10 protein-coding genes and 1 pseudogene are annotated in these 13,823 nt (G+C 68.0%); 4 read left to right on the top strand and 7 right to left on the bottom strand.

Annotated elements, in window-relative coordinates; all coding sequences use genetic code 11:
• The first annotated feature begins 369 nt into the window (after positions 1-369).
• Positions 370-3,162 (top strand): lamin tail domain-containing protein, encoded by a 2,793-nt coding sequence (locus KF907_RS12125; protein WP_291220714.1) that lies wholly within the window; start codon positions 370-372, stop codon positions 3,160-3,162.
• 312 nt (positions 3,163-3,474) lie between these two features.
• The gene (locus tag KF907_RS12120) at positions 3,475-4,986 is read left to right on the top strand and encodes an aminotransferase class III-fold pyridoxal phosphate-dependent enzyme (RefSeq protein ID WP_291220711.1); all 1,512 of its coding nucleotides are present in this window, start codon (positions 3,475-3,477) and stop codon (positions 4,984-4,986) included.
• Between the two features lie 813 nt (positions 4,987-5,799).
• On the opposite strand, the gene nadD is transcribed toward KF907_RS12120, so the two are convergent.
• From nadD to KF907_RS12090, 6 genes are read right to left on the bottom strand one after another with little or no spacing between them, the layout of a single operon-like run.
• Positions 5,800-6,477 (bottom strand): nicotinate-nucleotide adenylyltransferase, encoded by a 678-nt coding sequence (nadD, locus tag KF907_RS12115; RefSeq protein ID WP_291220709.1) that lies wholly within the window; start codon positions 6,475-6,477, stop codon positions 5,800-5,802.
• A complete protein-coding gene (holA, locus tag KF907_RS12110; RefSeq protein WP_291220708.1) occupies positions 6,477-7,499 on the bottom strand; it encodes a DNA polymerase III subunit delta in 1,023 nt (340 codons plus the stop codon). The genes nadD and holA overlap by 1 nt, the downstream gene beginning before the upstream one ends.
• A 14-nt stretch (positions 7,500-7,513) precedes the next feature.
• Positions 7,514-8,539, bottom strand: a complete 1,026-nt coding sequence (locus KF907_RS12105) for an HlyD family secretion protein (RefSeq protein WP_291220706.1) — start codon at positions 8,537-8,539, stop codon at positions 7,514-7,516.
• 5 nt (positions 8,540-8,544) lie between these two features.
• Positions 8,545-9,255 carry an ABC transporter ATP-binding protein gene (locus KF907_RS12100; protein ID WP_291220704.1) on the bottom strand — a complete coding sequence of 237 codons (711 nt, stop codon included), beginning with the start codon at positions 9,253-9,255 and terminating at the stop codon, positions 8,545-8,547.
• Entirely contained in the window at positions 9,252-10,409 is a 1,158-nt protein-coding gene (locus KF907_RS12095; protein ID WP_291220703.1) for an ABC transporter permease, read from the bottom strand. Before KF907_RS12095 ends, KF907_RS12100 begins: the two co-directional genes overlap by 4 nt.
• A gap of 17 nt (positions 10,410-10,426) precedes the next feature.
• Positions 10,427-10,933 (bottom strand): LPS-assembly lipoprotein LptE, encoded by a 507-nt coding sequence (locus tag KF907_RS12090; protein ID WP_291220701.1) that lies wholly within the window; start codon positions 10,931-10,933, stop codon positions 10,427-10,429.
• 228 nt (positions 10,934-11,161) lie between these two features.
• Between KF907_RS12090 and KF907_RS12085 the strand changes: the two genes are divergently transcribed.
• Complete coding sequence (locus KF907_RS12085) at positions 11,162-11,401, top strand: winged helix-turn-helix domain-containing protein (protein ID WP_291220699.1); 240 nt, start codon at positions 11,162-11,164, stop codon at positions 11,399-11,401.
• Between the two features lie 319 nt (positions 11,402-11,720).
• The gene (locus KF907_RS12080; RefSeq protein ID WP_291220697.1) at positions 11,721-13,223 is read left to right on the top strand and encodes a hypothetical protein; all 1,503 of its coding nucleotides are present in this window, start codon (positions 11,721-11,723) and stop codon (positions 13,221-13,223) included.
• Positions 13,224-13,244: 21 nt separating this feature from the next.
• Here KF907_RS12080 and KF907_RS12075 read toward each other — a convergent pair.
• Positions 13,245-13,734 (bottom strand): annotated as a pseudogene (locus KF907_RS12075) (class I tRNA ligase family protein); the annotation flags it as partial.
• Positions 13,735-13,823 lie beyond the last annotated feature (89 nt).

Raw genomic sequence — 13,823 nt, 5'->3', positions numbered from 1 at the left:
GGAACAGACATGCGCATCCGGGGCATGGCACCCGGACCGGCTTGGTCGAGCGGGTGATCCGGCGCTGTGACTACCGACATCGCCGCCACGAAACCAGGTTCCGCATGCGCCTCCGCAGGAGCCATTGACGAAGCGCATGGACATCGCCGCCCCGGATGCGCACAGGTGGGACAAGCAGACGGCCGACAGGTCATGCGCACAACGCCGGGGAATCCTCGCATCCGAGGGCATGTGGTGCCCGAATCTGGATGAGGCTGCGTGAACCATGGCAGCGACCTGGGCCGCCCTGGCCCGTCCGACAGCACCGACATGCCTGTGTCAAAATTGCCGGCTAGCGTGTCCGGTCCGGTCCATCAGCGGGGAATTCACATGTTGCGGTCCATAAAGCTTTTCGGCGCGGCGCTCGTCCTCGCCGGCGCATCGGCCGGCGCCTCGGCGCAGGTCGTCATCAGTCAGGTCTACGGCGGCGGCGGCAACAGCGGCGCCCCCTACACCCATGATTTCGTCGAACTCTTCAACCGCGGCGCGACGGCGCAAAGCCTCGCCGGCTGGTCGGTGCAGTACACCAGCGCCACCGGAAACGGCAACTTCGCCATCGGCGCGACGCTGACCGGCAGTATCCCGCCGGGCGGCTACTACCTCGTGCAGATGTCGGGTGGCACCAACGGCGCCCCGTTGCCGACGCCCGATGCAACCGGCACCTCGGCCATGAACTCCACCAACGGCAAGGTCATCCTCGCCAACGTGGACAGCAACATCGCCTGCAATGGCGGCTCGACGGCGTGCAACCCGACCCAGCTCGGCCAGATCGTCGATCTCGTCGGCTTCGGCACGGCGAACTTCCATGAAGGCGCGGCCCCTGCGCCGGCACCGGGCAACACGACCTCGATCTCACGCCTCGACGGCGGCTGCACCGACAGCGACGACAACGGCGCCGACTTCACTACCGGACCGGTGAATCCGCGCAATTCCCAGTCGCCAACCAACCTCTGCGGCGGCCCTGCCCTGCCGACCGCCTCGATGGCCAACGTCAGCCTGCCCGAAGGCGATACCGGCACCACGCCGTTCGTGTTCACCGTTTCGCTGAGCACGACCCCGGCCAGCGATGTCACGTTCGCCTACGCGACCGCCAACGGCACGGCCATCGCCGGTACCGACTACGTCGCCAGCAGCGGCAACGGCACGATCAGCGCGGGCAACGCCTCGACCACGATCACCATCGACGTGATCGCCAATACCACGCCGCAACCCAACCGCACGTTCAGCCTGAGCCTGACCGGCATCAGCGGTGCCGTTCCGGCCACGCTGAGCGCGACCGGCACGATCCAGGACGATGACATCGCCACCTATGCCATCCACCAGATCCAGGGCTCGGGCCTCGCCTCGCCGATCGTCGGCCAGCGCGCGCGCACCGAGGGCAACATCGTCACCGCGATCGGCCCGCAGGGCTTCTGGATGCAGACGCCCGACGACGCAACCGACAACGATCCGCTGACCTCGGAAGGCATCTACGCGTTCACCGGCAGCGCGCCGACCGTCGCCGTCGGCGACGCGGTGACCCTCTTCGGCACGGTCACCGAGTACTTCGACCTGACCGAACTGACCTCGGTCAGCGGCCTCGTCGTGACCAGCAGCGGCAACACTCTGCCGGCGGCGATCGAGTTCGACGCGGCCACGCCCTCGCCCGACCCGGACAACCTGAGCTGCGGCACACTGAGCAACCTCGAATGCTTCGAAGGCATGCGCATCAACATCGCCGAAGGCATCGTCGCGCGCGGCAACCAGTATTTCAGCACCGACAACTACGGCCAGGTGTTCGTCTCGGCCGGGCCCGAGCGCTCGTTGCGCGGCCCCGGCACGCTGTATCCGCTGGTTCCGGGTGTCGGCAACCCAGCAGCCGGCAGGTTCAGCGGCAATCCGCACATCTTCGAACTGGATGCCGACGCGCTCGGTGCCGTGCCGGCCAATACCGAAATCACCGGCGGCACGCGCTTCAGCGCCACCGGCGTGCTGACCTTCAGTTTCGGCGACTACGACTTCCTGCCGACCACGTTCAGCGTGATCGAAGCGGCACCCGTACCACGCGCCGTGCCAGCCGGCCAGGGCAGTGCCGAGCTGCGCATCGGCGGTTTCAATGTGCTGCGCCTGTGCGACACCGACCCGAACAACACGACTGGAACCTGCGGCGATGGCGGTGAGCCGAATCAGGCCGCCTTGGACCTGAAGCTTGCGCGCCTGTCCGACTACATCGGCAACGTGCTCGAACTGCCAGACGTGCTCGGCATGGTCGAGGTCGAGAACCTCGCCGTGCTGCAACTGCTCGCCACGAAGATCGGCAGCGACCACGGCGTGACCTACACGGCCTACCTCGAAGAAGGCAACGACATCGGCGGTATCGACGTCGGCTACCTCGTCCGCGCGGATCGCGTCGGCGATGTCGTCGTCACCCAGCTCGACAAGGACGAGTTGTGGTTCGACCCGGACGACAATGCCATGGACACCCTGCACGATCGTCCGCTGCTGCGCCTCGAAGCGACGTTCCAGAGCCAGCCGTTCACCGTATTCGTCGTGCACCCGAAGTCGCGCAGCTGCGTCGACCGGCCGACCGGTTCGAACTGCACCCAGGCCAATGTCGATCGCAACCGCCTCAAGCGCTTCAACCAGGCAAGGTCGATGGCCCTGCGCGTGCAGGAGATTCAACAGCAGGCCGCCGACCGACCGCTGCTCGTGATCGGCGACTTCAACGACTACGTCGAAAGTGACGGCTTCGTGCACATGACCGGCCTCATCCAGGGCACCTACGACGACGACAAGAACGTCATCGACCTTGCCAGCCCGAACATCGTTTCGCCACCGTTGTGGAACGCGGTGACCTCGCTGCCGGCGAACGAGCAGTACTCGTTCCTGTTCACCGAGAACTTCGGCGCGGTGTTCGGCTACACCGGACGTGACGTGCCGGTCACGCAGGTGCTCGACCACGCCCTGCTCAATACGGCCGCACGTCACTGGTTTGCCGGCTTCGCCTACGGTCGCGCCAACCTCGACGCCGCCGACCAGACCATCCGCCTCAGCACGAACGCCGTCGGTGTTTCCGACCATGACGGCTTCGTCGTGCGGCTGGCTACCGACCGCCTGTTCGCCGACGGCTTCGGCGGGGATTGATCTGCGCTGCGCAAACCGCAACATCCCGGAAACGCCCGTCTCCCGACGGGCGTTTCGTTTCCGCCCCGCCACCGCCGCTGCAGGAGCCCCTTCAGGGGCGATGCCTTTCGCCAGCCCGGACCCGCGCCCTATCGCCCGTGAACGGGCTCCTGCGGGAAACAACGGCAACCGTCCCCGCAACCACACTCGAAGGGGTACCGCCGATTCTGTTGCCGTGGTAACCTTCGCACACGTTTTTTCAATTCAATCAATAGCTAACGACACAAGGCCCGCGACGGACACGGCGCGGGCCTGTGCTTTTGGGAGATCGCCATGAACGCCCTGCAGACGAAACTGGACGAGATGCGCAACGCCGGCGGTGCCATACGCACACCGGGGCTGGCCGACGCGGTCGTCGCCACCATGGCCGCATCACATGCGGAGCTTGTCGAAGCCATCGAGGCGGCCCATGCAGCCTTCCTCACCCTGCGCTCGAGCCAGCCGGAACTGGTCGCGCTCGACGAGGCCACGCAGATCGATCTCGTGCAGGCCAGCTACGTCAACTTCTATCCCGACGACGGCGTGAATCCCTACGTCGCCCTCGCCGCGCGCGGCCCGTGGATCGTCACCCTTAAGGGTGCGGTTATTCACGATGCCGGTGGTTACGGCATGCTCGGTTTCGGGCACGCACCGAAGGCCGTGCTCGAGGCACTGATGCGCCCGCAGGTGATGGCCAACGTGATGACGCCGAATCTGGCCCAGTTGCGTTTCGCCGAAGCGATCCAGCGCGAGCTCGGCCATACCCGCGGCGGCTCGCCTTACGCGAAACTGCTCTGTCTCAATTCGGGTTCGGAGTCGGTCTCGCTGGCCGCGCGCATCGCCGACGTCAACGCCAAGCTGCTCACCGACACCGGCGCACGATACGCCGGCCGCGAGATCAAACGCATCGCCGTCAAGGGCGCCTTCCACGGCCGCACCGAACGCCCTGCGTTGTATTCGGACTCCTCGCGCAAGGCCTACCAGCAGCACCTCGCCAGCTTCCGCGACGAGCACAGCCTGATCACCGTGACACCCTACGATGTCGCCGAACTGCGCCAGGTGTTCGCCGATGCCGACCGCAACGGCTGTTTCATCGAGGCGATGTTCCTCGAGCCGGTGATGGGCGAAGGCGACCCCGGTCGTGCAGTCTCGGTCGAGTTCTACAACGCCGCGCGCGAGCTGACGAAAGCGCACGGCAGCCTGCTCCTGGTCGACTCGATCCAGGCCGGCCTGCGCGCGCACGGCGTGCTCTCGATCGTCGACTATCCCGGCTTCGAGGGCATCGAGGCGCCCGATATGGAAACCTATTCCAAGGCACTCAATGCCGGCCAGTACCCGTTGTCCGTACTTGCCGTCAACGACCGCGCTGCCGCGCTGTACCGCAAGGGCATCTACGGCAACACGATGACGACCAACCCCCGCGCGCTTGACGTTGCCTGTGCCGTGCTCGACCAGCTCACCCCGGCCCTGCGCGAAAACATCCGCGCGCGCGGCCGCGAGTTCGTGCAGAAGCTCGAGGCGCTCGCCGCGGAACTGCCCGGCACGATCACCAAGGTACAGGGCACCGGCCTGCTGTTCTCGTGCGAGCTGGCGCCGGTCTTCAAGTGCTATGGCGCCAACAGCACCGAGGAGTGGCTGCGCGAACACGGCTACGGGGTCATCCACGGCGGCGCCAACTCGCTGCGCTTCACCCCGCACTTCGCCGTCACCAGCGCGGAGGTCGACCTGCTCGTCAACGGCGTGCGCCGCGCCCTCGTCGAAGGACCGCGCCTCAGCGCAACCGCGAAGCAGGCTGCCGCGGCCTGAGATCGTTTCCCGCGAAGGGCGACGTTGTAGGAAGCGCCTTCAGGCGTGATGCTTATTCTGCATCGACGCGTTGTAGGAAACGCCTTCGGGCGTGATGCTTCTTCTGCATCGACGCGTTGTAGGAAACGCCTTTAGGCGTGATGCTTCTTCTGCATCGACGCGTTGCAGGAAACGCCTTCAGGCGTGATGCTTCTTCTGCATCGACGCGTTGTAGGAAACGCCTTCAGGCGTGATGCTTCTTCGGTGGGGGGTTGTACGGCAGGGGCATCGCGGCTGAAGCCGCTTCCTACAGGCGCTTCCTACGGGCGGTTCCTGCGGGCGGTTCCTGCGGGGTGGGTTTGGTGTCTGTAGGAAACGCCTTCAGGCGTGATGCTCTTTCTGCATCGACGCGTTGTAGGAAACGCCTTCGGGCGTGATGCTTCTTCGGTGGGGGGTTGTACGGCAGGGGCATCGCGGCTGAAGCCGCTTCCTACAGGCGCTTCCTACGGCCGCTTCCTACAGCCGCTTCCTACGGGCGGTTCCTACGGGTGGTTCCTGCGGGGTGGGGTGGGTTTGGTGCCTGTAGGAAACGCCTTCAGGCGTGATGCTTATTCTGCATCGACGCGTTGTAGGAAACGCCTTCGGGCGTGATGCTTCTTCGGTGGGGGGTTGTACGGCAGGGGCATCGCGGCTGAAGCCGCTTCCTACAGGCGCTTCCTACGGCCGCTTCCTACGGCCGCTTCCTACGGGCGGTTCCTACGGGCGGTTCCTACGGGTGGTTCCTACGGGTGGTTCCTGCGGGCGGTTCCTGCGGGCGGTTCCTGCGGGCGGTTCCTACGGGTGGTTCCTGCGGGTGGTTCCTGAGGTCGATTCCTGCCTGGCCACGCGATACGGCGCCAGCAGCGCCGGATCGGCGAGCAGCGCATCCGGCACCAGCCAGCGCGGTTCCGCGCCCGCCGAAAGCAGGGTACGGATGCGCGTGGCCGATATCGCCAGTGCCGTCACCGGCAGGTCGATGACATGGCCGGCCGCGGTGGTGCGGATGTCGGCGACATCCATCGCGCGACGCCCGGCGACTTCGGTGACGAGCTCGTCGGGTACGGTTGCGTGAACACCGCCGCGCGTCAGCACGCCGATGTGCGCGTACCCGAACAGATCGTGCCAACGGTGCCAGGTCGGCAGGTGGCCGTAGGCGTCCGCGCCGATCAACAGCACGAGCGGACGCGCACCGATCTCGGCGCGCAGCTCGGCCAGCGTGTCGATCGTGTACGAAGGCCCGCTGCGTGCAAGTTCGCGCAGGTCGAGACCGAGGCGTGACTGCCCGGCCAGCGCGGCCTCGAGGATCGCCACGCGCTGAGCCGGCGTGGCCACCGGTTGTGGCCGATGCGGCGGTACGTTCGCCGGCACGAGCTTCACCTCCGCGTCGAGTGCGTCGGCGGCTTCCCAGGCCACGCGCAGGTGACCGACGTGGACCGGATCGAAGGTGCCGCCGAGGATCGCCAGCGGGCGCATCAGCGCGCGATGAGTTCGGCGGTGCGGCGTGGCGCGGCGATCGCCGCGACGAGGCGCTCGATCTCGCGCCAGACGTCGCCGTCGCCACGGCCCTTGGCGATGCGGTCGATGCGCGCGGCCTGCACGAGGCAGCGTTCCCAGTGCGCGGTGTCGCCGGCCTTGAGCGCGCGCCGGAACAACGGCTGGCGCGCGTCCCAGATGCGCTCGCTGCGAAACGCCTGGGCGAGGTTCGTGCCAGCCGTCGACAGCCGATGCAGGGCGCGCAATTGGGTCAACACCCAGCCAACCAGCGGGATCGCTTCTTCGCCCTCGGCCTTGAGGCCGGCGACGATGCGCAAGGCGCGCGCGGCGTCGCCGCCCAGCGCGGCATCGGTCAGGCGAAACGCATCGAAGCGCGCATCGTCGGCGACGCTGGCCTCGAGCGTGTCGACGTCGAGCAGCGCGCCATCCAGCAGCAGCACGAGCTTGTCGACTTCCTGCGCGGCGGCGAGCAGGTTGCCTTCGACGCGATCGGCGAGGCGCTCGACCGCATCCGGCGTGGCCTTGACGCCGCGCGCGGCGAAGCGCGAGCCGATCCAGGCCGGCATCTCCTCGCGCCGCAGCGGCCATATCGGCATCACCACGCCGGCACGCTCGAAGGCGTTCACCCAGGCCGCTTCGTGCTGCTTGCTCCATTCCTGCGCGGTGACCATCAGCACGGTGTCAGGCGGCGGTGACGCTGCCCAGGCGGCGAGCGTGGCCGCACCCTCCTTGCCGGGTTTGCCGGTCGGCAGGCGCACGTCGATGAGGCGGCGCGAGGCGAACAACGACATCGCCTGCCCGCTTGCGGCGAGTTCGTTCCAATCGAAGCGTGCATCGGCATCGAACACCTCGCGTTCGAGGTAACCGAGCTCCTTGGCGCGTGCGCGCAGGCGGTCGGCCGCCTCGAGCACGAGCAGGTGCTCGGCGCCGGCGATCAGCCACACGGGCTTCAGTTCAGGCGCGGCGAGCAGCTTCGGCAGGTCAGCGGGGCGGGCGGGCATGCGCGCAGTGTAGATCAGCGCGCCGGCGCTTCGATGAACACGTCGACGCGCAGGCCGACCGGCAGCGGCGGTTCGCCGTCGAGTTCGATCAGCGCCTCGAGGATCTTCGCGTCCTGCTTCTCGGCCGGATCGCCGGAAGTCTGGTTGCGTCGTCCCATGCGCTGGCTCACCCGCGCCACGCGGCCCTCGAAGCGCTGCCCGGGGAATGCGTCGCTGCTCACGTGCGCGCGTTGCCCGACCGCGACACGGCCGATGTCGAGTTCCTCGATATCGGCACGCACGGTGCGCCGGGTGAGATCGCCGAGCCGGGCGAGCGGCAGCGGCGACAGGGCGACGACGGTCTCACCCTCGCGCAGGTCGCGCTTGAGCACGCGGCCGTCGATCGGCGAGAGGATCTGCGACTTGTCGAACAGCGCCTGCGCGTGATCGCGCTCGGCGCGTGCGGTGGCGAGAGACGCCTCGGCCATGGCCAGGTCTTCCGTACGCGCACCGGCACGCAGCAGGGCCAGCGCGGCAGCGGCGCGGTCGCGTTCGGCCGTCGCGGCGGCGGCCTGCGCACGCGCGGCATCGACCTGCGCCTGGCTCGCCAACTTGCGCGCGAGCATCGGCTCGATGCGTTCGCGGTCCGCCTTCGCGAGCGTTTCGCGCGCCTGCGCCGCGGCGAGCGCGGCGGCTGCTTCGGCGAGTTCCTCGCGGCGTGCGCCGTTGCGCAGGCGTGCAAGCTCGGCCTCGCGCAACGCGACCTGGGCAATTGCGGCATCGAGGGCGGCGCGGTACTCGGCGTTCTCGATCTCGGCAATGAGCTGGCCCGCGTGGACCACGTCACCTTCCTCGATATGCACGCGCGCGAGCCGTCCGGACAACTGCGGGATGATGATGCGCTCCTCGCTGGCGGGCTCGACGAGGCCCCCGGCGGCGAGGATCGTCGGCGACGCCGCAGCACGCGATGCCGGTGCGGCGGAATCACGCGCAGGCGAGCACGCTGTCACGGCAAGCGCGGCCATGACGATGGCGGCACGGATGGAAAGGAGGTGCGGCATGGGCCTCATGATGCCTCATTGGGATGCGTGCGACGGTCGTCGAGCACACGCCCGTCCTCGAGATGCAGCACGCGGTCGGCGAAACGCTCGACGCGCGGGTCATGACTGACGATGACGACGGCACAGCCGTCGTTGTGGGCGAGGTCGCGCAAGGTCGCCACGACGTCCTGACCAGTACGGCTGTCGAGTGCCGCGGTCGGCTCGTCGGCGAGAATCAGGCCCGGCGTGCCGGCCAGCGCACGCGCGATCGCGACACGCTGCTTCTGGCCTCCCGAGAGTTCCGACGGGAAATGCGTCGCGCGATCATCGAGGCCGAGCCGTTCGAGCAGGGCAAGCGCCTCTTCGCGCTGGCTGGCCGGCGCGAGGCCCTTGAGGTCGAGAGCGACGGCGACGTTCTCCCAGGCGCGCAGGGTCGGAAACAGGTTGTAGTGCTGGAACACGAAACCGACGTGGGCCAGCCGCAGTGCCGCGAGCGCCTCAGGCGTGGCGTCCGCCAGCGAGCGCCCCAGCAGGGCGACGCGTCCCGTGGTCGGGCGCAGCAGGCAGCCCATCACCTGCAGCAACGTCGTCTTGCCGGATCCGCTCGGGCCAAGCAGCAAGGTCACTTCGGCGGCGTCGATGTCGAGCGTGATCCCATTCAGCGCGCGCAATGCAGCCACGCCGCGACCATAGGTCACACCGACCTCCTCGAGGCGCACGACCGGCGCGGCGCTCATGCAAACACGCTGGTCGGGTCGATGCGCACGAGGCGACGCACCGAGATCAGCGCGCCGAACGCGCACATGAGAATGGTCAGCAGTGCCAGCACGAGGACCAGCCAGGCCGGCATGATGACCGCAACGTTGCTTGAGGCCGTGGCCGCGACCAGCGCATACACCGCGAGCGTGCCGATGCCGAAACCCAATAGGGCACTGATCGCGGCCTGCTTGAGGATCACGCGGTTGAGATAGGCCGCCGGCGCGCCGATTGCGCGCAGGGTCGCGTACTCGGGCAGGCGGTCGACCGTCGTCGCGTACAGGGTCTGGCCGACGATGACCACACCGACGACGAGACCGAGCAGCGCCGAGAGCAGCAGTGCCGAACCCGCTCCCGTGGTGATCAGCCAGTATTTCTGTGCCTGTCGGGCAAACGCCGCGCTGTGCCACACGTCGACCGTGACCAGACGTTCGCGGATCGCCCGGCGCACGGCTTCGGCGTCGGCACCGGGCTCGAGCGTGACCAGAAGATAGGTGGTCTGGTCGGCACGGAAGCCCGAATAGTGCACGGCATTGCGGTGGGTCATGAACACGTACGGGCTTTGCGTGAACGTGCGCAACCCCGAGGTGAAGCCGACCACGCGCGCGCGCCGGGCGTTGATCTCGACCGAATCGCCAATCCGTTCGACGCCGAGCTTGCTCGCATACAGGCGATCGATGATCACCGCGTCCTGTTGCTGCAGGTCCTCGATGCGACCCTCGACCAGATTCCATGGCCCGCCACGGCGCGAGTGCAGATCGATGCCGACCAGGGCGACGCTCTCGTTGCCGCCATCGGGTTTCTTCCAGAAGCCGAACTGCATCATCAGCGGATCGACCGCGACGACACCCGGCACGGCCAGCGCCTGGAAGCGGCGACGCTCGTCGAGGCGACCGGCGATATCGACGTTGGTCGTCCCCGCCGGCACGATCCAGAGGTCCACGCCGGAATGGTCGACGATACCCGAGGTCGTGCGCGCGAAGCCGACCAGCAGGCCGAGCTCGACCCCCATCAGCAACACTGCGAAGACGACGCCGATGAGGGTGACGACGAAGCGTGAACGGTCGCTGGTAAGGTTGCGCCACGCCAGCAACGTGGTGCCGTGCGCTGGAGCGGACCAGGACCTGCGCTGCATGTGTGGGTGACGCCGGCTCAGCCAGCCTCCGCACCCGCTTCGATGCGGCGCATGATCGCCTGCACCATCTCGCGTTGCAGTTCGCGGGTCAGCAGATCCTGCTCGGCGGCCACACCGAGCGCCTGCGTGGCATCGAAAGTGAACTCGCGCGTGAGCTCGATCACCTGCCTGGGAACCAGCGGATCGCCATCGGCGGCAAGCACGTCGAACTCGACGTGATAGCGCAGCGTGTATTCGTTCGCGCGCGCATTGCTGCCGACCGACAGCACGTCGGTGCTCGTGCGGTCGACCCCGATGCGCAATTGCGCGGTGCCCTCACCCGCCGCGTCGACGACCACGGCGCCGGCACGCGCGAGCGCCTTGGCGAGGTCGCGCCCGAGCGTGCTGACCGGCTCAGCACCGAGAATCTGCACGCGCTGCATGCCGGACGGCAGGCGCGCCTCCTGGCGCAGGTGGAAGCCGCAGGCATTCAGCGCGAGTGTGGCGAGGGCGACAAGAACGAACGAGACTCGGCGCGGGATCATGTACGGGTTCCGGAGTGGATCGGCAGGCATGCGGGATGTCGATCATACGGTGCGCGCCGCCCCCGCAGCGAGCGGGGGTGTCCATCGCTCGTGCAGGCAGCGTCGAGAAGCCCGTCGTCCCGGCGGTTTCCGGCAGTGAAGCTGCTCAGGCCGGGATGACGAACAAGAACGGGGCCGATCGAGGTTCCCTATACTGGCCCGTGCCGGGATGGTCCGGTGGAGGAACGCATGTCGCAACCTGTTTCGAAACGCCTGGAGTTCGACGACGTGGTCATCGATTTCGCCGGCCGCAGGTTGCTGCGCGGAGGCATCGAACAGGCGTTGGAGCCGAAGGCCTTCGCCGTGCTGGCGCTGCTGGCCGCCGCGCCGGGACAGGTGCTGGGCCGCGACGACATCCTCGATGCGGTCTGGGGCCACCGCCACGTCACCGAAGGCGTGCTGAACCGGATCATGAGCCTGCTGCGCTAGGCACTCGGTGAAGATGCGCAGCAGCCGCGCCGGCCGCACACCGTGCGCGGCGTCGGCTATCGCTTCGACCTGCCCGAATCCGTGCCGGAGACAGACGCAATCACCGCGCCCGCCAATGCCCCAGCAGCCGTGGAGGCAAGCGCTGAAGCGCCCACCGCGGCGAAGATTCCGACCCCCCTTCGCCACACCCACCGCCGCGGCGCCAGCGCGCCCGCGATGGCCAGCCATCGCCGCGTTCGTCGTGCTGGCCATCGTCGCCGCGCCCTGGCTGTTACGCTCACCCAGCGAGAGTGGAGCGCCGGGAACGCGGCAGGCGCCCGTGGAAACATCGACACGGCCGTCGCTGGCCGTGCTGCCGTTCACCGACATGTCGCAGGGGCGCGACCACGAATACCTCGCCGACGGCCTCGCCGAGGAAATCCTCAACCAACTGGCGCAGTCGCCGGCCCTGCGCGTGATAGGACGCACCTCGAGCTTCTCGTTCAAGGGCAGGAGCGAGGACCTGCGCGACATCGGCCGCCAGCTCGACGCCGCCCACCTGCTCGAAGGCAGCGCGCGTGCCGACGGCGAACGCCTGCGCGTGACCGCGCAGCTCATCCGCGCCGACGATGGCAGCCACCTGTGGTCGAAGACCTACGCGCGCGAACTGCGCGATGTGTTCGCCGTGCAGGAGGACATTTCCGCCGACGTCGCCCTTGCACTCAGCGTCACGCTGGACGTCGCCGCCTACAGCCGCGAGCAGGGCGGCACGACCCATGTCGAAGCCTACGAGCGCTATCTGCGCTGGCGCGACATCGTGATGCGCGAGCAGTTCGACCTCGAACACGACCGCGAGCGCCTGGCGCTGGCGCGCGAGATGGTTGCGCTCGACCCGGCCTGCGTGCTGTGCCGCGACGCGCTGGCCGTTTCTGCAAACGCGGTCGCCCATGAAGTCGGCGGCGCCCAGGCGGAAACCCTGCGCGCCGAGGCGGGGCAGGCCCGCGAGCACATTGCCCGCATCGCCCCGGACAGTTGGGTGGCCCGGCGCGACCGCACGAATGCGCTGTGGCGCGACGGCAAGCGTGTCGAGGCGATCACCCTGGCAAAGGCGATCGTAGACGCCGGCCCCCTGACCAAGGAACGCGTATGGGACTACACCTACATGCTCTACGCGATGGGCCACATCGAGGACACCATCGCCCTCGTCGAACGCGTGCGCGCGATCGAGCCGAGGGCGCTGTTCCTGTCGCGCGACCTGCAATACGACTACACCGCCGCGCGCCGCTACGAGGATGCCGAAGCCAAGTACCAGCGCGGCCAGGAACTGGAAGGCAACCAGCGCGAGCCCGACTATGTCGCCTTCATCCGCCAGCTTGCCGGCCAGCGGGCCGGCGGCCTTGGCGAACTGCAGGCCTTGCACGGGCGCCTGCTGCGCACCGGGGAAAAGCCCTTCGATACGCCGCTGTTCCATGATCTGGGCGACGTGCTCGGCGACCGCGCAGCCATGCTCGACCTCGTGCGCAAGTCGCTGGCGGACCCTGCCTACGGCGGCGGCGCCCGCCACCTGGAATTCAGCGTCAACCTGGCCGACGCGCTCGGCGAGGCCGACCTCGCCGTCGCCGCGCTGCGCCAGGCGCTCGAAGCCTGGCCGGGATTCCGCGAAGGCGGCATGCATCACGAGGCGTACGTGCTGTTCTGGAACGCGCCCTACTCCACCCTGCGCGCACATCCCGACTTCAAGCGTCTGCTGACCGAAGCCGGCGTCACCGACTACTGGCGCCAGACCGGCCGCTGGGGCGACGGTTGCGAGCCGGTGGGCGAGGACGATTTCCGCTGCCGGTGACCGGCGCAACGCGCAGCAAGCCGCCGCCGGATCGGCCTTGGGCCAGGCCTGGGCATCGACCAGGCTTTCGGCTTGGCCGAGCACCTTCCACAGGGCGTGGCAGGTGTGGGGTGTGATCGGATCGAGCAGCAACACGATCGTCTCGAAGGCCTCATGGCGGACGGCGCGGCCGTTGTCGCTCATGTCGGCAAACTTCGCCACCGCATTCAGCAGTTCCATCAGTGCCGCGATAGCGGTGTTGAACGACTGGCGGTGACCGAAATCGTCAGTGACCTTGGCGATCGTTTCGTTGATCTGCCGACGCATGGCTTTCAGGTCCGGCGTCAACGCCAACGAGGCGCACCGGGTCGGCGCCGTACTGGTCGACCATGGCCTGTGGATCGACGCCGTTGTTCGTTGATTTCGACATCGTCTCGATGCCGCCGACCAGCATCTCGGTGCCGTCCGCGCGCAGGGTCGCGCCGGTGATGCAGCCATGCTCGTCACGGGCGACATCGACGTCGCCAGGGTCCGCATGGATACGGCGGTCCGCCGGCGGCATCCCGCGCCCAGCGTTGCGCAACGTCGCCGCTGCGACGCCGGTTCCGGCAGGTAAACTCC

The sequence above is a fragment of the Dokdonella sp. genome, assembly GCF_019634775.1.
Taxonomy (GTDB): domain Bacteria; phylum Pseudomonadota; class Gammaproteobacteria; order Xanthomonadales; family Rhodanobacteraceae; genus Dokdonella.
This window is presented reverse-complemented; position numbering and strand designations above follow the sequence as displayed.